Origin of the sequence: Megasphaera sp. An286 (assembly GCF_002163455.1) — a bacterium.
Taxonomy (GTDB): Bacteria; Bacillota; Negativicutes; order Veillonellales; family Megasphaeraceae; genus Megasphaera; species Megasphaera stantonii.
Map to the genome: position 1 here is coordinate 116,870 of NZ_NFIY01000002.1, position 21,401 is coordinate 138,270.

Sequence of the window (21,401 nt, forward strand, 5' to 3'; positions counted from 1 at the left end):
TTATAACAATTTCTTTTCCGCTAATGTGCCGACGAGATTCTTGGCGGCTTCTGCAGCTGTAGCGCCGCTGATCATCGTGCCGACGGGATGAGGCTCGGGAGCGAACAGTTCCGTAACCTGCGTAGCCGAGCCGGCTTTGCCTGCTTCCTGAGCATCCAGGCCCAAATCTTCCAGGCGAAGGACGTCGAATACGGCTTTCTTCGCCATCATCGTGCCTCTGACCTTAGGCTGGCGCGGCGTGTTCATCGTTTCCATGACCGAGCAGACCGCCGGCAAGGTAACTTCTACCGATTCGATGCCGCCGTTGACTTTGCGCGTGCCTTTGACGACGCCGCCGTCGACAGCGATCGATTCGGCATAGGACAAGAGGGACATGCCCAGATGCTGGGCCACAGCCGGAGGAATCTGGCCCGTATCGCCATCGGTCGAGCGCTTGCCTGTAATGACCAAGTCAGCGCCGCCGATTTTTTCAATCGCTTTCGCCAAAATTTTTCCTGTTGCCAATGTATCTGAGCCTGCCATCCGTTCATCCGAAACGAGGACGCCTTTATCTGCGCCGATAGCGATGCCCTGACGCATGACTTCGCCGGCCAGGGCCGTCCCCATCGTCACGAGGGTAACGGTGCCGCCGACGGCTTCTTTAACGGCTACGGCCGCTTCGATAGCGTTCATATCCACGGGGTTGAGCATGGACGGAGCGCCGACGCGGACGAGATTATGATCCTTTGCGTCGATTTGGATATCTGAAACGGCAGGTACTTGTTTTACCAAAACTACGATATTCATATTCGAACCTCCTTCGTGTTGCTGAATACTGGTCTGTTTCTTTTTATATTATGCCATAGTTTTAAAAAATAATCAACTAATAATAGATATTATTTATTAGTTTTACAAAAAATATACCTAGCAGGAAATTTTCAAATCCTCCTATACAAAAACTGCCTGCACAGCCATAAGGAAAAAGGCCTCGGAGAGTATCTCCAAAGCCTTTTTTCTTATTTTTCCGCTGGCTTTTGCTTCTCCGAACTTTTTTTCTCCGCCGCGCAGCACGACGGGCAGCCTCCAGAGCATCCGCCGCTGCAGCATCCTTTCGTTCCCTTAAACAAACCGACAACATGGCGAAGGATGTATGCCGCGGCAGCCAGTACAACGACGGCGATGATAATATTGGAAAGGGTCATGATACCCGCTCCCTTCTGCAAATAATAGATGTGCAAATAGTGGCCGACGCCAGGCGCCAACCACCATTTGCATATAGTATAGAATATATTTATGCGCCTAAGCCAAGCAGTAAGGACCCATGATACGTAACGAATGCCAATACATAGGCGAGAACGACGCACATACCGTTTAAGAGGAACAGCATCTTCCAGGAGTTTGTTTCGCGCTTGATGACCGCCATGGCCGCGACGCAGGGCATGTACAGCAGGGTAAATACCATCAGGGCCAAGCCCACAGCCGGGTTAAAGCTCGGGTCTTCCTGCAAATACGTTACGAGGTTTTCCTGGTCTTCTTCGTCAGCCTGTACGCTGTAAATCGTAGCCAGCGTAGAAACCATGACTTCTTTCGCAGCTGAGCAGGCCACGATGCCTACGCCGATTTTCCAGTCGAAGCCGAGAGGCGCGATGACCGGTTCAATAAAATGACCAATGGTAGCAGCATAGCTTTGAGAAATTTTTTCCGACGCTTCTTGTTCGTCGAGAAGGGCGATATTGTCGTCGGCGGCAACCTTCAAATCATACAGAGGCAAGGCCTGAGCATATACGGCCGGATTCTGTTCCTGTAAGGCGGCAAAGCCGGCAGGATATGCAGGTTCTTCTGCCGCAACCGTTTCTTCAGATGCAGCTTCTTCGCCTTCCGCTTCTTCCGGAGCTTCCGCCGCCGCAATCATCGATTCATACATGCCGTTTAATTCCGCATTATCTTCCAGAGAAGCGATGCCGTAGCCCTGAAGGACGGCAGCCTGCTGTACTTCCATCTGTTCTTCTACGTTTGCCCGGGCCGCTTCAAAATCCTGAGAGTATTCGACGTCCATGGGATAAGCTGTTAAGAACCAAACGATGATGGACGCGCCGAGAATAAAGGTACCGGCTTTTTTCAGGTACAATACGCTCCGTTCCCACATATGCATGAGCACGTCTTTTACCGTCGGAATATGATAGGGCGGCAATTCCATGACGAAAGGTTCTTTTTCGCCTTTAAAAAGAGTATGACGGAGTACGACGGCAACTAAAATCGCAACGATAATCCCTAACAGGTAAATGCCAAATAAGACGGTACCGCCGTTTCCGGAGGCTCCAAAAAAGGCCGCGATGAGCAAAGTATAGACAGGTAAGCGAGCGCCGCAGCTCATGAAGGGCGCAGCGAAGATCGTAACGAGGCGATCCTTTTCATTGTCCAGCGTACGAGCGGCCATAATGCCCGGAACGGTGCAGCCAAAGCCGAGGATCATCGGGATAAAGGACTTGCCGTGCAGCCCCATGGCGCGCATGACGCGGTCGATGAGGAAGGCGGCGCGGGCCATATACCCCGTGTCTTCCAGCAAACTGATAAAGAAATACAAGATAACGATAAGGGGCACGAAGCTCATAACCGAACCGACACCGCCGACGACGCCGTCGACGACAAGGGAGCGAATCTGTTCGTCGGCAATGACGCCGCTAAGCCAGTCGCCAAGCATGCCGAACAGCGTATCCAACCATTCCTGCGGATAGGCGCCGATATCGATAACGGCCGTAAACATAGCCCACATCAAAGCTAAGAAAATAGGAATACCTAAAATGCGGTGCGTCAGGACGCGGTCGATTTTATCGGACAACGTATCGCCTGTCCCGACAGCGATGACGGAATGATTGAAGGCCTGTACGGCAAACTGGTGGCGGCACTGGGCAAAATAGAAATCCAAATCGATTTTATCCTTCAAATCATTGCGCATCTTCGACGCTAAGTTGAGGATATTCTGCATCCCGTCCATACTTCTAATCTTAGCCACGACGTCCGAATCGTTTTCCAGCAGTTTGACGGCCAGCCAGCGGATAGGATAATCAATGATGCCGGTTTTATTAATAGCATCCGTCAATTCCTGGACATACGGTTCTACGTCTGCGCCGTAATCCACTTTAGCATTAACAAGATTTTGCGTCTTATTCTCATCGGCAATAACCACTAAAAGGTCTTTCGTACCTATATTTTTGCTGCCGATAAGGGGAACGACGACGGCGCCGAGCTCTTCGCCCAATTTCTTTAAATCAATTTTGACGCCCATGCGTTCGGCAATATCCATCATGTTCAGGGCCACGACGACAGGACGGCCTAATTCAACGAGCTGAGCAGCCAGGTACAGGTTGCGTTCCAAATTGGACGCGTCCAATACGTTTACGATAATATCAGGTTTTTCATTGATGATGACGTTTCTGGCTACGACTTCGTCAAGAGAGCGAGCCGTCAGGCTGTATGTGCCCGGCAAATCGACAAACAATAATTCTTTGCCGCCGAAAGAACAATGGCCTTCCTTCTTTTCGACTGTAACGCCGGGGTAATTCCCTACGTGCTGCTTCGCGCCTGTGATGTTGTTAAAAATTGTCGTCTTCCCGCAGTTAGGATTCCCAGCGAGGGCGATTTTTATCTTTTCCGCTTGTTCCATACCTACTAATTTCCCCCTTCTACAGCTACGCTGACCATAGCTGCTTCATTCATGCGCAGCGCCAAGGCGCATCCCTTCACTTTGACCTCGATGGGATCACCCAGCGGGGCTTTCTTCACTACGGTAATGCGGGTACCTTTGACGACGCCCATGTCCACCAGCCGGTGCTGGATATTGCCGCGGCCCTGCAGGGCTTCGACAACACCCGAATCGCCGACATGCAAATCTGCCAATGTGACAATGTTCATGTTGCTGCCTCCCTTTCCCGACGAAACGCCTAGCCGCATCGGCCGCGCTCTGTCCGGGATTCTAATATAATTTTAAGCGAGTTAGCGCTGCTCGTATGGGACCGAACGACTTCTACGTTCTTCCGCTGCGCTTCCTTGAGGGCGCAGCGCACCATACTATGGCTAACGGTGCTCGTAAACAATACAACCAGGTCCGGCGAGCCGATTTTCGATTTGAAATCGCTCGGAACCTGTGTAAAAACCTTAGCTTTATAAGAATACTTTTTACAAATATTTTTATATTGACACACCATACAATCGTTTCCACCAACTATGACGACACTCATTTACCTCGCTCCTTTCGCGCGCCGTAAATAATACTCACACATCCCTTCTGTTTTTGATAACAAACTTCATTACCATGCTTGTAGTATACAAAAATACATATCATCTGTCAATACTTTATACCGATTTTCACTATCATATCTTACGAAATAAAATATAGAAAAAGAGCAATGCCTCTTATTATTTTCTGTACAATGCCGCTGCGGCTCTTTATCAGGTAAATACAGTTTCCCCTTTGTTCGTTATATTTCACACAAATAAAAAAAGCCGGCTGCAATGGAACGAGTTTCCTTTGCAGCTAGCTTTTATTTGTCAAACTGCGACATGTACAGCTCATAGTACAGCCCCTTGCGTTCCATGAGCTCGCCGTGGGTTCCCTGCTCGCAAATACCTTCCTTTGTCAAGACGACGATGCTGTCGGCATGGCGGATCGTCGCCAGCCGATGCGCAATGACCAACGTCGTCCGGTTATGAGACAAATCCTGCAACGCCTGCTGGATTCTCCGCTCTGTTTCGTTGTCCAGTGCCGATGTCGCTTCGTCCAAAATAAGGACAGGCGGATTTTTAAGGAAAACGCGGGCAATAGCCAGGCGCTGTTTTTGCCCTCCTGACAGCTTGACGCCCCGTTCGCCGATGGCGCTGTCGTATCCGTCGGGCAACTTCATGATGAATTCATGGGCGTCAGCCAGCTTTGCCGCTTCGATGATCTCCTGCTCCGTCGCATCGGGCCGGCCATAGGCAATATTTTCACGAATCGAATCAGAAAAGAGAAATACGTCCTGCTGCACAATGCCGATGCTCCGCCGCAGTGACGCCAGCGTATACTGCCGGATATCCCTTCCGTCCAGAGTAATACATCCCGACTGAATGTCGTAAAACCGCAGGAGCAGGCTGGCTACGCTGGATTTTCCCGCGCCGGTAGGCCCGACGATGGCGACCGTCTTGCCGCGGGGAATATCCAAGGAAAACCGCCGCAGCACCAGGTCCTTCCCATTATAGGAAAAGCTGACATCTTCAAAAGCCACACGGCCTTCTATCACGCCGGCTTCGACGGCGTCCGTCTTATCGGCAACGTCCGGCTCGATAGCCATGAGTTCTTCATATCGCCGATATCCGGCTAAGCCTCGCTGATACCGTTCTGTCAGCATGGTGAGCTGCATAATCGGCCTGATGAATACCATGAGGTACATGAGAAAGGCCACGAGATCGCCGAGACTCATGACGCCGAGCATAATGAAAAAGCTGCCGGCGGCGATGATGACCAGGTTGGTCAGATTGGAAAAAAAGATGACGCTGCTCGTAAGATAGGCTTCAAACATAAACGTCCGCTGCTGGGCCCGCCGCAGCTTGTCGCTGGCGGCGACAAACTTTTTCAGCTCTACAGCTTCATTACAGAACGATTGGACGAGGCGGATGGCGTTCAGGCTTTCCATAGCCTGAGAGCTGACGAGCCCCATTTTTTCTCTGGCAGTGCGAAAGGTTTCCTTCATGCGGCGATTGAGAATCATTGTTCCCGCCGTTTTCAGCAAAATGAGAAATAAAACAAAAATAGCCAGCTGCCAATTGATATAAAACAGAAAAAAAGCGCTGCCGCACATCGTAATCAGGCAGACCATAATGAGATTCGGCATCTGAAACACCAAGTCTCCTATTTCTGAAATGTCGCTGATAATGCGGGACAAGAGCTGCCCAGTCTTGGCATTGTCAAAAAACGAAAAGCTCATTGACTCGATATGGGAAAACAGGCGGCACCGCAGGTCGTTTTCGATGTGCGTGCCCATACTGCGGCCAAAGTACGACACGCAGAAGGACGAGCACAGACAGACAACGTAAAGAATAAACAAAACAGCTGCCGTATGCACTAATCGCAGCATGTCGCCGGCAGGCAGGATATCCTCCAGGATATAACGGACAATCATGGGAAAGGAAATTTCCAGCCCTGCCGTCAGAACCGAGCCGGCAATGACGAAGAATAAGATGGTATGATACGGCGCATAACACGCCCATAATCGCTTCATGCATCCTCCTCCATAAAAAACAAGGCTTGCCCAAGGAGCCGCTCCATGGCGGACAGCCCCTTTCGGCAAGCCCCTGTTAAAATCTATACGGTGAAACTTGTAATTTATGCCCCGTGAGCCGTTTCCAATGCTAAGTATTCGCCGCCGTCGGCATGATCACTGGCAGCGTCTGCTGCCGACTCAGCTGCCGGGTCGTAATGTACGGCGTTGATGACGGCAATTTTTAAGTCAGGCCGCAGGCCGTGCAGCTTTTCTACGGCTCCCAAATGGCCTTCGCTGTGGAAATTACCGACGACATGATACACGACAGCGTCGCCATGAGTATCCAGATAGTCCGCTATGCTTTCGGCCATGGCGTCGTCCTTGAGGCACTGGGCCATGAACATAGGCTGTACCATCGCTTCGGTCACCTTCATACCGCCGGGCATATCGTTCATGGCAGCCATCGTCGCGGCGAACTTAGCCCGATAGGCTTCCGAGCCAGCCTTATGCACCTTAGGAAGATACAGCCGATCGGCTTCGGCAATGCCGTTTAAACTGCCAACCTTAGCATAAGCCGCAGCCATGCGCCGGGGAATATTGCCGGTCAGGACGGGAAGGCCCTGAGACTTGGCAAAATCTACCAGAGGCTTATACGCCGTCCTGTACTGCGGCCAAGGCCGCGATTGAGATAAGAACAGCTCCTCGCTCAGCGTTCCGGCTAAATAATCGTCCATCGTGGTCTGTACGTCCCGTTCAAACATTTCCATGGATAAAACCAGCTTATCGCCGTGCAGGTCATGCAAGCCTTTCAGCACGTCCAGCTCGGCGTCATGTATAGGCTGGCTGTCGTGAAATTCACCGAAAAAGATAACTTGATACTCTTTTAAGCCGTCCAGCATCTCTGCTGTCGATACGGCTTTCTGTGCCGCTCCGTCTATCCACAGGACGGCCGGCGCCTTCTCCGCCGCAGGAGCCGGAGCAGTCGCCCCGGCCATTCCCGCAGCAGAGAAAACGGTCATAGCCGTCAAGAGGGAGAGGAGTCGTAGTGTACGTGATATGTTCATGAGAAATTCCTGCTTTGCTGGAAATTAGAACGTCCATTCTGCGCCGGCTACCCAGATTCGGCCATCAAGGAATACATCATAATTCTTTTTATCAAAAATATTATCTACACCGGCAAAAATGCGGTTTCCTTTTCCGAATTTTTTATTGACGACAAAATTAACAGTATTATAAGTAGCATCATGAGGAATAGAGTTTGCATCGTCTCCATATCCCATGCTTTCTGTCCAACGATATTTATTAACCCATTGACTCCATAACATAACTGTATATCCATAGGGTTTCAAATCATCATAAGAAAGCTGCAATGTCGTAATATTTTTTGCACGATTTGATAATCTTTCCCCTGTAGAATCGTCAGTAGCATCCAACCAATTACTTGTTGCTTTTACTGTAAAGTATTTATTAAAGTTATGGCCTAATTCTAATTCGATCCCATTAATTTGTGCTCTATCTACATTCACATTTTGATACCACCATTCTCCACCATCGGGATCATTCAATCCCGGAATAGGTGTGCTGGTTATCAAATTTTTAACATCATTTTGGAAGTAAGTAATTTTTCCCCAGTTTTTATCATTATCAAATTCATAACTGATATCCCACGATTCCGTTTCTTCAGGTTGCAAATCAGGATTGCCAATCGTATTAACGATACCGCCTCCCATAGAACGATGCATATTCATATACATTTCACTGACTGTCGGAGCTTTAAAGCCCTTACCCCAACTAACTTTAAACCGATTATGGTCATTGATAAAGTATGTAGCGCCAATTTTAGGCGTTGTTTCACCGCCAAAAGTACTATCATGGTCAAAGCGCAAGGAAGGTATTACTAACAATTTATCGCCAATCATCCATTCATCTTGGATATAAGCGGCGTATGTTTGAATATCCTTTTCCGAATAGTATTTGGTGTTAGTATATCCATTGCCCGTCTGGCTAACCTGGTGGACGTTATCGCCACCGTCCCCCATTCTTGTGCCTTCTACATCTGTCGATCGATATTCAGCACCAAAGGTTAATGTATGGTCATCATTGATAGCAATGCTGTCCTTTCCTTCAACGCCCCATAATGAATATTCTGAATGATCCCAATCATATTTAGGATACAGGCCTCCTAAAATAGTCTCCATCGGTCCTGGAAAGGTATCACGATAATTATATTGGCGATTATCTTTTTTTAAATAGCTATAAAAAGACCTAATCATCCAATCGTGTTTTTCATTATTACCCGTCCAAGCCAAACTGTAATCATATCGTTTATAATTATACCATTCCTTAGAATCTTTCTTTGTTTGAAATGCCCCACTAGACGTCCAAGAATCAGCATAATCAGCCTGAGAACGTTCATTATAGTATCCTGCACTAAAATTCAAATTTTGATTATTTCCCAAATCATAGTTTCCATCAAAATGAACATCGAATACAGGCCCATAATAGTTACTTCCTTCAGAATCAGGCCTTACATTTTTTCTCCATTTTGAAAAGCGCATATCTAAGGTACCATTAAATTTATCATGTTGACCAAAATCAATATGATAATAATTATTTACAGATTCAGTTCCTGTCGACACACCTGCCATAATAGAGGGTTCAGATTTGGCTGATTTTTTGGTAATAATATTAATTACGCCACCAAGAGCATCTGAGCCATACTGAGCAGATGAAGGCCCACGGACTATTTCGATGCGTTCAATGTCAGACAGGCTGAGACGATTCAAGGCGTATACGTTCTGAGTTTGCGCAGTATCTTCGCCAGCCTGACGAATACCGTTTATCAAAATCAGAGTATGATTCGTGTCCATCCCACGAATCATGACATTGTGCCCAGCCATGCCAGCTGTACCAACATCGACATTACTCGCTAACCGAAGTGCTTGATATACATCCGTTGCGCCAATCTTTTCAATGTCTTCCGAAGTAATAATTTCAACAGCCTGCGGAACAACTTTAACTTCTTCTTCCGTACGAGTCGCCGTAACGATGACGTCTTTTGTCCGCACGACGTCGCCGTCAGCAGGCGCGGCCATGACCGGCAGGCTGCCGCCTACGGCGCACAATACAGCTAAGGTCAGCATACGTTTTTTAGATGATGAAAATGAATCCATGAAATAAAACCTCCCCTTCATCTTTGAACATGGTGTCTGTCTGGAATATTTTCCTGATGACAGAGTACGTTATTATGAAATGAATAAAAGATATGTATAATAAACGCCAAAGCGTTATTAACCGAATTTATACGGCAGCATACGGGAAGCAGGCCAGATACGCGCCGTTTTCCTCCTGTACCGTCGTGACGACGGCGCGGATACCGTAAAGAGGCTCCAGTATATCCTGTCGGAACACATCGGCTACAGGGCCGTCAGCCACGATATTTCCTTTCTTTACGGCGACGAGGCGATGGCTGTAACGAGCTGCGTGGTTTAAATCATGCATGACCATGATGACGATAATGTGCATGGTCTGATACAAATGCACGACGAGTTCCATCAGAGCCAGCTGATGGCGGATATCCAGATATGTCGTCGGTTCGTCGAGAAGCAGGATCTGCGGCTCCTTGGCCAAGGCCATGGACAGCCAAGCCCGCTGCCGTTCACCGCCGGACAGGGCCGACAAGCGGCTATGCTGGAGCGGCTCCATTTCCGTCGCTTTCAAGGCGCTGTTAATAGCCGCAATATCTAAGTCATTTAGTTTTGAAAATAACCCCTGATAGGGCAGGCGGCCGTAGGTCACCAGATCCCGCACAGTCATATCGCCCGGTGCGCTGGCCGACTGAGGCAGCATGGAAATCGTCCGGGCAATCTTATCCATCGATACGTCTTTGAGATCCTGCCCGTCCAGATATACGGCGCCGCCCGTCGGCACGAGAAGCCGCGCCAGTGATTTCAGAAGCGTCGATTTACCTGAGCCGTTCGGGCCGATAATCGACACGATTTCCGGTTTGTCAAAGGCTATGGTTAGGTCTTCCGCTATAACTCGTTCACCGTACTGCAGGCGTAAATGGTTTGTCGCAATCGTACTCATGACTGACCCATCCTCCGTTTCAGCAAGTATAAGAAGAACGGCGCGCCGATGAAGGACATGAAAATGCCCACAGGCACTTCTACAGGACTGAACAGCGTCCGGGCCGCTACGTCGGCTACGACGACCAATACGGCGCCGAACAATGCCGAGCACGGCAGAAGGGCTTCAAAGTCCGAGCCGACGATAAGGCGCATGACATGAGGCACGATGAGACCGACAAAGCCAAGCAGACCGGCTACACTGACTGCCGATGCGGCCAGCAGAGCCGCCAAAGCAACGAGGACAGCACGAGTACGCTCCGTATTAACACCTAACGTTTTAGCTACGTCATCGCCCAGCTGGAGAGCATTGAGTCTTCGGTAGTAGCATAGCGTCCCGACGATGCCCAGCAGGCTGTACGGCAGAATCATGCGGACGTACGACCAGTTGCTTCCGGCAAAACCGCCGGCCATCCACGATACGGTTCCCTGAATCTTATCGGAGAAAAATACCGACAGGGCCGTCATGCCGCCGCCAAAAAACGCCGCCACGGCTACGCCGGCTAAGACGAGACGCAGCGGATTGACGCCCCGCTCGTAGGCAAGAAAAAAGACGACAGCCGCGGCAAATATAGCACCGATAAAGGCTGCAAAGGGTACGAAACTCGTAAAGGTCGGCGCAATAAGCATGAGGGCCATGGCCGCCAGACCGGCGCCGGCCGAAATGCCGATAATACCCGGGTCAGCCAGCGGGTTGCGCAGAATTCCCTGCAGGATACATCCCGACAAGGCCAGGTTAGCGCCGGCTAAGGCCGCACAGATTGCCCGCGGCATGCGCAGCGTATAAATAATGCGGTAGTTATCTGTCTGTCCCGGCGCGACGACGGCCTGATATATATCCGACAAAGAGATATGTACCGCGCCGGCGGCAATGCCTAATGCCAGAGACAGCATCAGCAGTATCAGTCCGGCGCAGAGCGTCGTCATGCGGACGACGCCGCGGTTATCTTGTTCTACGGCACGCTCCATCAGATACCTCCCTGCCCGTACAGGCAATCTGCCATATATTCCATAGCCTCGCCGATGTTGCTGCCCGGATTGACAGTAAACAGCTCCATAGGCAGATCATAAATGCGGCCGTTTTTAACTGCCGACGTCTGACTCCACGCTTCATTCGTCTGCATTTGTTCCTTGAAGCGAGCCAGATTTTCCGGCGTATTGCCCATGGAAATGATGAAGACGACTTCCGGGTCCTGCTTGACGACGTATTCCAAACTGAGAGGAATAAACTGGCCCGTCAGGGATGTATCCAGTTCGGCAATATTTACACCGTGAAGGCGCTGCAGCAAATCGCCGGAAAATGTCTCGCTGCTGGCCATGCTGTTGCTGTCCGGGTTGCTGAACAAAATCAGTGTCCGCGGGCCCGTCTTGCCTTCAGTCATAGCGACAGCATCACGACACTGCTTGACAATTCTGTCCGTTTCTTCCTGGGCTTTTGCCGTATTGCCGGTCAATTCGCCAAAGAACTTCATCGTCTTCAGCGTGTCCTCGTAATTGTCCAGCGAGTTGATATACAGCGGAATATGATTCTGCTTCATCGTTTCCCGCAGCTGATTATGGAACGGCACGTTGACGCCGATGACCAAATCGGGTTTTAAGGACAATATTTTTTCGATATTCGGCGAATGAATAATGCCTATTTCCGGCACGTCAGCGACGGCTTTTGCCAGTTCCGGCGACAGCGACTGCGACGTCGGCCTGCCGACAACCTGCGACGCTCCGCCGGCTGCAACGTACATATCCATGTTGGACGCATTTAAAAAGACAACACGCTGCGGATGCTCCGGGATCTCCATTGTCTCACCCGTACTGTCCGTCACCTGCCGCATGGCTGCCGTCGATGTCGACGTACCGCCCTGCATCATCATGTATACGATGCCGCCGAACAAGCATAGGACAAATGCCATCACAACGTATAAAACTGCTTTGCGCAATCAAATCCCTCCCTAATACATACAATATGATATAGGCTGCATTTTATTAAAGAAATGATAATCACTATCTGTTATTGTAGCAGAGTTATCTCATGTTTTCCACTCCAAATAGACATAAAAATAATCCATTTCGTTATTTTAATAAATAATGATTATCCCAATGCTACGTCAAGAGTCATCATAATCGTAAACCCTAAGGAAAAGGAAAGAGCGCCGACATTAGAATGCTCACCGGCAGACATTTCCGGAATCAGCTCTTCCACGACGACGTACAGCATTGCGCCGGCAGCCAGGCTCAGCAGATACGGCAGCAGCGGCACGACAAGACTGGTCAGCCATATCGTTGCGACGGCGCCGACGGGTTCTACGACCCCTGACAGCATCCCGCCGGCAAAGGCCCGGTGAGATGACAGGCCGGCTGCGCGCAGAGGCATGGAAATAATGGCTCCTTCCGGAAAATTCTGGATCGCGATCCCCAGCGATAAGGCAATAGCACCAGCCAGGCTTATTCCTTCCTGCCCCGACAAAAACGCAGCATACACGACGCCTACAGCCATGCCTTCCGGAATGTTGTGCAGCGTAACAGCCAATACGAGCATAGTCGTCTTTTTCAAATGTGCCCGTATCCCTTCCGGCTCGTCGCTGTTCAGGTGCAGATGGGGCACACAGCGGTCGAGAAGAAGCAGCATAGCAACACCGATCCAGAACCCGGCAACTGCCGGTATAAAAGCCCATTTTCCCCATGAAGCAGCCTGCTCCATAGCAGGAATAAGCAGACTCCATACAGATGCAGCAGTCATAACACCAGCAGAAAATCCCATCAGCGCCCGCTGCAATTCTTGGTGCAATTGTCCTTTCACAACATACGCACAGGCAGCGCCTAACGTCGTTCCTAAAAAAGGAATGAGAATCCCAATCGTAATATCAATCATAGCGTCCTCCTTAATCTATTAGGCCGGAACACCGCAGCACTGCCCCCGCTCTATTTTCGCTGTGATTTCCTGTAATCCCGCGGAAGCATGCCGGTCATTTTCTGAAACAGCATGGAAAATTTGCTGCTGTTGGCATACCCTACACGGTTGGCTATCTGCAGAACGCTTTCTTCTGTCTCGGCGAGCATGCGCATCGCTTCGCTGACGCGCAGCTCCTGCAGGTGTTGGCCGATAGAGCTTCCATATACGCTTTTAAAACACCGCTTCAGCGTCGTCGGCGCAATGTGATGCTCTTCAGCCAATTCTTCCAGACGTTTCTTCGTCTTCAGGTTTTCCAGCAATTCCAGATGAATGGCCTTGACGATATCCGCCTGCCGTTTTGTCACGTAAACATACTTGTTCCGCTCAGGCTGAATCGTTCCAAGAAACAGAAATATTTCCAATATTTTGAGCTGGCAGTACCGGCGGCGAATGCCTTCCGGCACCTGATACAATTCTTCAAACAGATGCTGCATGTTCTTATTTTCTTTCATGATAAGGCCGAAATCCGATTCCCGGCAAAAACGGCTGCATAAGGCCGTCAAATCGCCGTCGTCCTCCAACAGCCGGGAAACGACAGGCTGCGCCTTGGATACAGAGCATAAAATAGACAGGCCATGATAATGAGACGAAGGAAAGAAAATAGAATGACAATATTCCTGATGATGCCGCCAGCCAATAGACATATCGCCTGGCCCCATATAGAGAAATTCGCCGTTCTGAAAATTACACTCTATACGGCCTTCCTCACAATGATTGACAGCGAACAAGCCCTGCGTTACGGGATGGCTCCGGCAGGAAAAGGATTCAATATGCGCGTCTATATAGACGAGATCGATGCCCGGATATACGGGATACGACGTCAGACGCGCCGTACCCGTATTATTTTGTATTTCAAACACAACCCTCTCTTCAGAAGATTCGATCATCCGCATAGTATCCATTATTATACTGCACCCTTTCTTGAATAACCAGCTCTAATTTAAACTAAAATCGATATACCTGACGCACAGCTTTTCCCTCTCTGGCAAATTGCCCCCAAAGAAAGACAGCTTCAGACGGAGAAATCTCAATGACATGGAGAACGACGGGCATTTTACGCAGCCGTTCTTCAGCAATACCCTTGGCCGCCGCGGCCACAGCATAGCCTTCGTCCTGTGGTTCGAGAATCTGTGCCGTGCCGCTCAGCTGCAGTCCTGCCAAATGGGAAAAATCGGAAAATGGCTCGCATACGGAAAAACTGACATGCGGATCACGATATATATTCGCAAATTTTCGTCCGCCTTCGCTGAACAGGTATATTTTTTTATGCCAATATACGTACTCGATCGGCGTCGTCCGAATATTCCGTCCCCATCCGGTAGCTAAAACGCCCGTAGTATGACTCGTCAGGAACGTTTCTAATGCCTGCCATGCCGTACTGTCGCTGTCCGGTACAGCAGCCGGAGGCGGCTGTATTGTCTCAGCAGCACGTATGACCCCTTCTGTAACGTCACTCGCCGGAATAAACGCAGACAAGGCGATAGGCCGTTTCAGCAGCATTTCAGCCTGACGGCGCAGCCGCTGTACCGACAATTCATTATCACCAATGACAATGAGTCCCCATATTGTATCTGGTTCCGCATGCTGTACAACCTCTGCCAAGGGCTGTACCGCCTGTTTTTCCGTCAAAACCAACAAAATCCGCTTATATTGGCGCAGCGATACGTCTTCCCGGCATTCCGCATACCGGCTCATGCTGAGTATACTGCCGATCATGACGGCAATGCGCCGTGCCGCAGCGTTTTCGTAATATAGGCAAAGAGTATTCATGATTGCTTCCCCCTTCTGGATTGTCACGCAGCCAATTTTCCATATCTCCTACTCTTTATTATGAATTTTATGATATAGATTGTCAATATCACACTTGCGTATATGTTATATTTTTCACGCGATTAGATACGGCAAAGACTGCAACAGATCTTCGTTGCAGTCTTTACACAGAGGAGTGCAGCTATCTATGAGTGATTTTTCATTTGCTTCATAATGGCTTGAATCTCATCCTGACTCATATGGCGCATGGCTTCAGCCATTTTTTTCATAGCTTCCACGCTGGGCGTGCCGCTCATAGCTTTCATCCGCTTCATGGCCTCTACCATAGACGCAGTTTTCTTCGAATCTTGCGCAGCTACGCGTTCCATCACCATGGCATTTTTCCCAGTCATGAGGTACTGGATGCATTCCAGCGTCGTCTGCGTGATGTTGACCTGCCAGAACTGACCAGCATCCGTCAGCGTATACATGACGCCGTTATATGTTACAAGACCGCGTGTTTCCCACAGCTTATACAGCCATTCCAGATCTTTCAGCTTGTCGTCAAAGGCGTATATTTTATTTAAATCCATATAGCACATTTCCAGCTGGTTCTGCACCGCATCGACAATCGGCTGCAGCGGCGACTGCTTCATGAGAGCCATAAAGGGCTTTTTGCCTGCTTCGACAAACATTTCATACGGTGCAATGGACCGGTGAAGCATCGTTGAATAGCCGTCTACGCTGCCTCCGGCGCCGCTGCCGAAGGGGAACATGGACGAACCGGAGCGGGCCAGTGTATTGTACAGGCTCCGCTCGCGGTTGCTGCAGCTCCAATGGCAGACATTCAGGCGGCGATACGCCCGCTGTTCCAGATAGGCCTTGGCAAAGGCAAACATGCCGGCCTGGTAATCCGTCGTCGCTGCCGGCGGCAGCGCGCCGCGGGCAATGGCCTTATTCAAATCGCTGCCGTCAAAAACGTTGAGCTGATACAAATCAGCGCCGTCTACGCCGGACTGAATCAGCAGATCCAAATCTTCCTTCCAGACCTGCATGTCCTGACCGGGCAGACCGTAAATGAGGTCGACGACGACAGCACACTGGTTGTAATCGAGAAGGCTCCGCAGATTTTTCAATACCGTTTCTTCATCGTCCAGTCGTCCGACAGAACGGCGGATATCCGTATGAAAGGACTGAACGCCCAAAGACATGCGGTTTACACCATTTGCCAGCCAAACGTCCATCTTTTCCGGTACTAGATCATGAACACGCCCTTCCAAAGTCAGCTCGTAATCATTGGCCAAGGGCAGGCAGCGGCAAATCGCCTGCAGCAGCCGTCCGGCATTTTTCGGAGACAAGGATGTCGGCGTACCGCCGCCGATAAATACAGCATGAATAAGGCTGTCCTTTAAGCGCGGTAAGTCGGCAGAGGCTTCCAGTTCCTGAATCAGGCAGTCCACATAATGATCTTCTACGTCCTGATTCGTCCCATTTTGAAAAAATCCGCAGTACAGGCATTTAGTCTTGCAGAACGGAATATGTATATACGCCGTCTGGATGTCCTTTTTAGCCGGTGCAGACGCCATGATGCGCTGCCAAACCTGCTGTGATTCATCAGGCGGGACAACCGTGCCGTGCAGGCCGGCATGAACGACGCGTTTGCGCGGAAACGCGTCCGTCAGCGGGCTGTCCGTTTCCGCACCGAATTGGAAAATGCGCTGCTCTGGCGGCAGGCTGTGAAATAATTCTTCTAAACTCATATGAGTGTCTCCCTTATTCCGCAGCAAGCTTCTTCATGACATCTGCCGCAAAAGCTTTGGCATTTTCCAAATCAGCAGCATCGGGATGCTTGGCTGCTTCGGCATGAAGGGCGTCCCGTTCCGGCGATTTGCCGTGGGGATGGCCAGCTGGGAACTGCTTGTACATCATTTCAATAAGCTTGGGGTCTACTGCGCCCTGGCAGATAAACGTACCGGCGACATGGACGCCTTTCGGCAGAAAGGCCGCGCCGTTATCCAGGCTCTTCGCCGCATGTTCCGACTTCGGATCGGCTCCTAACGTTGCAAATATAGCGACATGCTTATTCTTCAGTTTTTTCAGCATGTCCTGCGAATCCTTATCTGCCGTACCGCGGTCCACCCAAAATCCGAGGAACACGCAGTCGCAGCGGTCAATATCAGCCGGCGCCTCTTTAACGGAAAGGCAAGGCGTCCCTGCCGGCAGGGCTTCGGCAATTGCTTCGGCCACCTTTTTCGTATTTCCTGTACGCGTCGAGTACAAAACGATCGTTTTCATACATACACTCTCCTTTTATGGCATAATTTTTTATAATGGATACGAATCTCATGTCTTCGGCTCTGTGTCTCCTGACTGAAAAAAACGATCCGACAAACCGGGGGAATTAATTCAAATTAAAGGTAACAGGCACGTTTACCGTTACATCCTGCCCGCTGGCATTCGGATACGGGCAGGCGGCATATACAGCGTTGAGAGCAGCCTTATCCAAAATACTCTGTCCCGATGAGCCGGATACATAGGCATTGACGCAGTTTCCGCTGCTGTCCAGCGTAACCGTAATGGTAACGGAACCAGTCAAACCGCGGCGGACAGCCATAGGCGGATAGGATTTATTGGCGTTGACAGCAGACCAGAATCCATCGGAATCAAACGGCGATGAACCGGTCCCTTCTGCGCCGCTGTAACCGCTGCCCTGACCGTCGCCGGCGCCTTCTCCATAGCCCTGGCCATCGCCCGTCCCGTCTCCGACGCCTGAGCCAGTACCCGTACCGCTGCCAGCTCCCACACTGCTGCCGACACCACCTCCGCCAGCAGCAGACGAACTGGCGGCAGCCGGAGCGGGCTGACTGCTGGGAGCCGGTTCCGGCACGGCATCTGACAACTGCGGATGAGGCATAACAGCCGATTGGCTGGCATCTATTTGCGCCACACGCTCGGCTACGGCTGTTTCAGACAGCTTTTCCGGAAACAGTTCGCCGCCGCCGGCATGCCCGCTTCCAGCACTAGACAGTTCGCTGGTGTCTAAATCTATGACATACATCTGCTGTTGTTCCTGCTGCATCACAGCTCCGGCAAGAAACATGGCCGCCGCGCCTACGACAAGCAGGTGGACTACTGCCGAGCCGGCATAAGCTCGTATCCATGAAATTTCCCGCATAGGCGTCATCCCTTCTGTTCTGCAGCGATGGCCAGACGCTTAACACCAGCAGATTTCAACATATCCATGACAGCGACTACCTGACCATGAGCCGTACGGCGGTCGGCTTGCAGAATCACAGCGGCGTTGGCATTTTCTGCCATGTGTCGCTTCATCCGTTCCGATGCTTCGTCAAAGCTGACAGGACGATTATCCATCGTAATATGCCCTTCCGCATCAACCGTCAGGATAATGGGCATCTGCACAGGCGCCGACGCGCTCTGAGCCTGAGGGAGCTGGACGGACAAGGCCTTCTGCGCTACGGTCTGCAGGCTGTTCATCATAAAAAACACAAGCAGGAAAAAGATAATATCAATCATCGGAATGATCATAAAAGCCGGTTTCTTTTTCATCCTGACATTCGTAAACATCAGCCTTACCTCCTACCTTGCATTTCTGGCGTTCACTACAGTAAGGCACAGCTTTTCCGTATCCGTCACAATGGTGTCCAGCTGATGGTCGAAGTAGGTATATACGCAGAAAGCGATAATCGCGACGCACAGCCCCGACGCCGTCGCAATAAGAGCTTCACCGACACCGCCGGTAATCGCCGTGGCACCAGCGCCGCTGTCTAAAACGCTGAACGTGCTGATCATGCCCGTTACTGTGCCGAGAAGCCCGAGAAGCGGCGCAATCGTGACGATAGCGCTGAGGTAATCGAGGTAGCGGCGAAAGGCGATGGATTCAATCGTCATCTGTTCATTGAAAGCATCTTTCATGGCTTTTTCATCATCCTTATGCCGGAGGCCGCTGGCAATAATGCGGCTGATAGCCGTAGGGAATTTCCGGCAGAAACTTTCCGCCGTATCCCATTGCTGATCACGAATAGCATGATCAACACCAGTAAAAAACTTTTTCGAATCCCGACGATTGGCCCGGTAATAGTAAAACCGTTCAATCGCAATGGCTACCGTAAAAATAGATAAGGCCAGCAGCGGATACATAACCAGTCCGCCGCTGTGAAATAAATGCAGAAAATACGCGAATCCTTCCATTTGCTACACTCCTTAATGATTATAGTTACTAACTTATATAAATGCGATGATGCCTTGATACACTTTGCCGCTTACAAATCTTATATGCATAACGCGGCGGCAGAAACGAAAATAACCCATAACCCCAGAGTGCACGCTACGCTTTCCCATGTACCTTTTTCAGCACTTTTCATATTTTTTTGCGCCACTGTTATCCATCTCCTTTACTGATCATTTTTAAGATATTGATTATTGTATTCATATAATAAAATGCACGTATATGATACCAAGGATATGAAAAAAAATCTACTCCAATCAGACATAAAAATAGCCCGATTAGACCAAACGACAATAATAATTATTAAAAAATACTCCTCATCCAGACAAATATCAAATATATTAGTCTGCGTGAGGAGTATGTCTCTAAAATATATATTTAAATTTTTATGACAGCCAATACGGCGTCGCCGCATCGTTCCATACGTTCTAAAGAAACGGAGAATAAGGGGCCTTCTCGTTCCATTTGATTGAAAAAATGAATGTAGCTCCCGTAAGCCCCGCTTAATTCTACATGATATCGGCTTTTTTCCTGCGGTGATGCATAAAACGAAAGTACTTGTAAGCCGCACGCATCGGCCTGGCGCTGTACGATGTCCAGTACGTCTTCATCGGCCCCCTGCCATTTCCTGATAATGTCTTCCCGGTCTTTCCACTCCGCCGCTGTCACTTCATAGGAACAAATGCGGCCATTGACTGCCTTCCACGCTTGCCATTGCCGGTACCAGTAGGCGCAATGGACGAAGGACAGCAAAAGCAGTACCAGAAGGATATACCAAAGGAATTGTTTATGCCTTTTGTCGTGAAGTATCCTGCTCATCATTCGCCCATTCCACCTCCAGCAGAAACGCCGTTTCCGCCGTCTGTCCTGCCTGCTTCATGCGGCTGGCCGAAACCGAACGTACAGAAGGCTGGCGACGCAGGGCGTCCTGCCATTTTCTCTCGGTGCCGACTTCATTTGCCATACCAGATATTGACAACACATGGCGGCGCATTTCGATTTTTTCTACAAATGCGCCTTCCGGCTTGGTATCGGCAAGGCACACGAGAATTTCCGGCCAATGAAGCCGATTTCGTTGGTCTTCGTCGTGCCGCTCTTTCAACTCGTGCAGCTTTCGTTCCCACTCATTTTGCTGCACAATACGTTTCTGAATAGGAAAAGCCTGATCCGTAAACCGTTCTTGTTCCCAAATCGTCCGCATCTGAAAGATCGCACCGGCTGCGCCGACGGCCAGAGTCACGACGACCAGCAGCGCAGCAAGCTTTTTACTCAACCGCAGCGCCAACAAGGACCATGACGAAGGGCGCTGTTCCTGAGGGATTAAATTGAATTCCATACGCTGCTCCTAATACGCTGCCAGTACGGCAGCCGGATATACTAATTCCCACCGATCCATATCTCGCTTCACAGACTCCGACACCGGCGGAATAGACCACATTCCTTTCTCTTCGTCGTACCACACCCCATGATGCATCTGTTCCTGCGCTTCTTGCCAAATCCGGCCTTCTTCCGGCAGCGCCGAAGTGCAGGCATAGGATAAGGGAACTCCCGACTTCAGCTGAACCACATGAATCAGCGCCGGTTCGCACAGATATAAAATGCCAGTCCCGGACGGACAGAGGCGTCCTGCCGCCGCCGGAAGAACGTCAATTCTCCTGACGCAGCAATTCCCGGACCGCAGCGTCTGAATCATATCTGTTACCATATCGTAAGGATAGGCGGCGCTCATCCAGCCGTACAGGCCTCCCTCAGGCGGTTCTGCAGTTCGGGCTAAATCAAAGGCGTACGCCGTGCTGCCGTCGCCAATCGCCTCATCCCATACGACCATGCTTCGCGCCTCTTCCTTCCGTTTCGTCGCCAGCTTCAGCTCTTTCCACAGTAAAGACGGGCCGCTGAGCAGAAGATACGTCGTATAATCCTGCAATCCATATACAGCAATAATATCTCTCAGGCACTTCTTTATTTTCTCAGGCCATGCGAGCCAGTCGCCAGGACAATCATAAAGGCAGAGCTGCCGGCTCCGGACGCCGCCGTACCAGCTCGTTTCCGTTTTCAAAACATATATGTGCCGCTGCGACAGCCATATGTAGGCCCGATATCCTTGGACTATACTCATT

At 50.2% G+C, this 21,401-nt stretch carries 22 protein-coding genes; all 22 read right to left on the minus strand.

Annotated features, from left to right (window positions below):
* Positions 1-786, minus strand: coding sequence for an electron transfer flavoprotein subunit beta/FixA family protein (locus B5F80_RS01775; RefSeq protein ID WP_087477099.1), 786 nt, complete (start codon positions 784-786; stop codon positions 1-3).
* A 209-nt stretch (positions 787-995) separates the two neighbouring features.
* Positions 996-1,181, minus strand: coding sequence for a FeoB-associated Cys-rich membrane protein (locus B5F80_RS01780; RefSeq protein ID WP_087477100.1), 186 nt, complete (start codon positions 1,179-1,181; stop codon positions 996-998).
* Positions 1,182-1,270: 89 nt separating this feature from the next.
* Positions 1,271-3,643, minus strand: coding sequence for a ferrous iron transport protein B (gene feoB, locus B5F80_RS01785; protein WP_087477101.1), 2,373 nt, complete (start codon positions 3,641-3,643; stop codon positions 1,271-1,273).
* A 5-nt stretch (positions 3,644-3,648) separates the two neighbouring features.
* Complete coding sequence (locus tag B5F80_RS01790; protein WP_087477102.1) at positions 3,649-3,891, minus strand: FeoA family protein; 243 nt, start codon at positions 3,889-3,891, stop codon at positions 3,649-3,651.
* A gap of 29 nt (positions 3,892-3,920) precedes the next feature.
* Positions 3,921-4,217, minus strand: coding sequence for a DUF2325 domain-containing protein (locus B5F80_RS01795; protein WP_087477103.1), 297 nt, complete (start codon positions 4,215-4,217; stop codon positions 3,921-3,923).
* A gap of 303 nt (positions 4,218-4,520) precedes the next feature.
* Positions 4,521-6,233, minus strand: a complete 1,713-nt coding sequence (locus B5F80_RS01800; RefSeq protein ID WP_087477104.1) for an ABC transporter ATP-binding protein — start codon at positions 6,231-6,233, stop codon at positions 4,521-4,523.
* Between the two features lie 104 nt (positions 6,234-6,337).
* The gene (locus B5F80_RS01805) at positions 6,338-7,279 is read right to left on the minus strand and encodes a ChaN family lipoprotein (protein WP_087477105.1); all 942 of its coding nucleotides are present in this window, start codon (positions 7,277-7,279) and stop codon (positions 6,338-6,340) included.
* Positions 7,280-7,303: 24 nt separating this feature from the next.
* A complete protein-coding gene (locus B5F80_RS01810) occupies positions 7,304-9,388 on the minus strand; it encodes a TonB-dependent receptor (protein ID WP_087477106.1) in 2,085 nt (694 codons plus the stop codon).
* 127 nt (positions 9,389-9,515) lie between these two features.
* Positions 9,516-10,304 (minus strand): ABC transporter ATP-binding protein, encoded by a 789-nt coding sequence (locus tag B5F80_RS01815; RefSeq protein WP_087477107.1) that lies wholly within the window; start codon positions 10,302-10,304, stop codon positions 9,516-9,518.
* Positions 10,301-11,311 (minus strand): iron ABC transporter permease, encoded by a 1,011-nt coding sequence (locus B5F80_RS01820; RefSeq protein WP_087477108.1) that lies wholly within the window; start codon positions 11,309-11,311, stop codon positions 10,301-10,303. Before B5F80_RS01820 ends, B5F80_RS01815 begins: the two co-directional genes overlap by 4 nt.
* A complete protein-coding gene (locus B5F80_RS01825; protein WP_239386283.1) occupies positions 11,311-12,249 on the minus strand; it encodes an ABC transporter substrate-binding protein in 939 nt (312 codons plus the stop codon). Before B5F80_RS01825 ends, B5F80_RS01820 begins: the two co-directional genes overlap by 1 nt.
* Before the next feature lie 179 nt (positions 12,250-12,428).
* On the minus strand, positions 12,429-13,208 hold the full coding sequence (locus tag B5F80_RS01830; protein ID WP_087477110.1) for a ZIP family metal transporter: 780 nt from the start codon (positions 13,206-13,208) through the stop codon (positions 12,429-12,431).
* 50 nt (positions 13,209-13,258) lie between these two features.
* Positions 13,259-14,191, minus strand: coding sequence for a helix-turn-helix domain-containing protein (locus B5F80_RS01835; RefSeq protein ID WP_087477111.1), 933 nt, complete (start codon positions 14,189-14,191; stop codon positions 13,259-13,261).
* A 43-nt stretch (positions 14,192-14,234) separates the two neighbouring features.
* Positions 14,235-15,059 (minus strand): pyridoxamine 5'-phosphate oxidase family protein, encoded by an 825-nt coding sequence (locus tag B5F80_RS01840; protein WP_087477112.1) that lies wholly within the window; start codon positions 15,057-15,059, stop codon positions 14,235-14,237.
* 185 nt (positions 15,060-15,244) lie between these two features.
* Complete coding sequence (hutW, locus tag B5F80_RS01845; protein ID WP_087477113.1) at positions 15,245-16,798, minus strand: heme anaerobic degradation radical SAM methyltransferase ChuW/HutW; 1,554 nt, start codon at positions 16,796-16,798, stop codon at positions 15,245-15,247.
* A 13-nt stretch (positions 16,799-16,811) separates the two neighbouring features.
* Positions 16,812-17,333, minus strand: coding sequence for a flavodoxin family protein (locus B5F80_RS01850; protein ID WP_087477114.1), 522 nt, complete (start codon positions 17,331-17,333; stop codon positions 16,812-16,814).
* 106 nt (positions 17,334-17,439) lie between these two features.
* Positions 17,440-18,213 (minus strand): energy transducer TonB, encoded by a 774-nt coding sequence (locus tag B5F80_RS01855; RefSeq protein ID WP_087477115.1) that lies wholly within the window; start codon positions 18,211-18,213, stop codon positions 17,440-17,442.
* A 5-nt stretch (positions 18,214-18,218) separates the two neighbouring features.
* Positions 18,219-18,623, minus strand: a complete 405-nt coding sequence (locus tag B5F80_RS01860; RefSeq protein ID WP_087477116.1) for a biopolymer transporter ExbD — start codon at positions 18,621-18,623, stop codon at positions 18,219-18,221.
* Between the two features lie 12 nt (positions 18,624-18,635).
* A complete protein-coding gene (locus tag B5F80_RS01865) occupies positions 18,636-19,247 on the minus strand; it encodes a MotA/TolQ/ExbB proton channel family protein (RefSeq protein ID WP_087477117.1) in 612 nt (203 codons plus the stop codon).
* Positions 19,248-19,662: 415 nt separating this feature from the next.
* Complete coding sequence (locus tag B5F80_RS01870) at positions 19,663-20,106, minus strand: hypothetical protein (RefSeq protein WP_087477118.1); 444 nt, start codon at positions 20,104-20,106, stop codon at positions 19,663-19,665.
* Positions 20,072-20,620 (minus strand): hypothetical protein, encoded by a 549-nt coding sequence (locus B5F80_RS01875; RefSeq protein ID WP_087477119.1) that lies wholly within the window; start codon positions 20,618-20,620, stop codon positions 20,072-20,074. The genes B5F80_RS01870 and B5F80_RS01875 overlap by 35 nt, the downstream gene beginning before the upstream one ends.
* Positions 20,621-20,629: 9 nt before the next feature.
* Positions 20,630-21,400 carry a hypothetical protein gene (locus tag B5F80_RS01880; protein ID WP_087477120.1) on the minus strand — a complete coding sequence of 257 codons (771 nt, stop codon included), beginning with the start codon at positions 21,398-21,400 and terminating at the stop codon, positions 20,630-20,632.
* Position 21,401 lies beyond the last annotated feature (1 nt).

Bases quoted from the DNA above. Each gene is read 5' to 3' on its own strand.
- B5F80_RS01790 (WP_087477102.1), bottom strand. From the start codon at position 3,891: ATGAACATTGTCACATTGGCAGATTTGCATGTCGGCGATTCGGGTGTT.
- hutW (WP_087477113.1), bottom strand. From the start codon at position 16,798: ATGAGTTTAGAAGAATTATTTCACAGCCTGCCGCCAGAGCAGCGCATT.
- B5F80_RS01830 (WP_087477110.1), bottom strand. From the start codon at position 13,208: ATGATTGATATTACGATTGGGATTCTCATTCCTTTTTTAGGAACGACG.
- B5F80_RS01795 (WP_087477103.1), bottom strand. From the start codon at position 4,217: ATGAGTGTCGTCATAGTTGGTGGAAACGATTGTATGGTGTGTCAATAT.
- B5F80_RS01825 (WP_239386283.1), bottom strand. From the start codon at position 12,249: ATGGCATTTGTCCTATGCTTGTTCGGCGGCATCGTATACATGATGATG.
- B5F80_RS01855 (WP_087477115.1), bottom strand. From the start codon at position 18,213: ATGCGGGAAATTTCATGGATACGAGCTTATGCCGGCTCGGCAGTAGTC.
- B5F80_RS01875 (WP_087477119.1), bottom strand. From the start codon at position 20,620: ATGGAATTCAATTTAATCCCTCAGGAACAGCGCCCTTCGTCATGGTCC.
- B5F80_RS01870 (WP_087477118.1), bottom strand. From the start codon at position 20,106: ATGATGAGCAGGATACTTCACGACAAAAGGCATAAACAATTCCTTTGG.
- B5F80_RS01775 (WP_087477099.1), bottom strand. From the start codon at position 786: ATGAATATCGTAGTTTTGGTAAAACAAGTACCTGCCGTTTCAGATATC.
- B5F80_RS01780 (WP_087477100.1), bottom strand. From the start codon at position 1,181: ATGACCCTTTCCAATATTATCATCGCCGTCGTTGTACTGGCTGCCGCG.
- B5F80_RS01880 (WP_087477120.1), bottom strand. From the start codon at position 21,400: ATGAGTATAGTCCAAGGATATCGGGCCTACATATGGCTGTCGCAGCGG.
- B5F80_RS01815 (WP_087477107.1), bottom strand. From the start codon at position 10,304: ATGAGTACGATTGCGACAAACCATTTACGCCTGCAGTACGGTGAACGA.
- B5F80_RS01860 (WP_087477116.1), bottom strand. From the start codon at position 18,623: ATGTTTACGAATGTCAGGATGAAAAAGAAACCGGCTTTTATGATCATT.
- B5F80_RS01805 (WP_087477105.1), bottom strand. From the start codon at position 7,279: ATGAACATATCACGTACACTACGACTCCTCTCCCTCTTGACGGCTATG.
- B5F80_RS01810 (WP_087477106.1), bottom strand. From the start codon at position 9,388: ATGGATTCATTTTCATCATCTAAAAAACGTATGCTGACCTTAGCTGTA.
- B5F80_RS01820 (WP_087477108.1), bottom strand. From the start codon at position 11,311: ATGGAGCGTGCCGTAGAACAAGATAACCGCGGCGTCGTCCGCATGACG.
- B5F80_RS01865 (WP_087477117.1), bottom strand. From the start codon at position 19,247: ATGGAAGGATTCGCGTATTTTCTGCATTTATTTCACAGCGGCGGACTG.
- B5F80_RS01800 (WP_087477104.1), bottom strand. From the start codon at position 6,233: ATGAAGCGATTATGGGCGTGTTATGCGCCGTATCATACCATCTTATTC.
- feoB (WP_087477101.1), bottom strand. From the start codon at position 3,643: ATGGAACAAGCGGAAAAGATAAAAATCGCCCTCGCTGGGAATCCTAAC.
- B5F80_RS01840 (WP_087477112.1), bottom strand. From the start codon at position 15,059: ATGAATACTCTTTGCCTATATTACGAAAACGCTGCGGCACGGCGCATT.
- B5F80_RS01850 (WP_087477114.1), bottom strand. From the start codon at position 17,333: ATGAAAACGATCGTTTTGTACTCGACGCGTACAGGAAATACGAAAAAG.
- B5F80_RS01835 (WP_087477111.1), bottom strand. From the start codon at position 14,191: ATGGATACTATGCGGATGATCGAATCTTCTGAAGAGAGGGTTGTGTTT.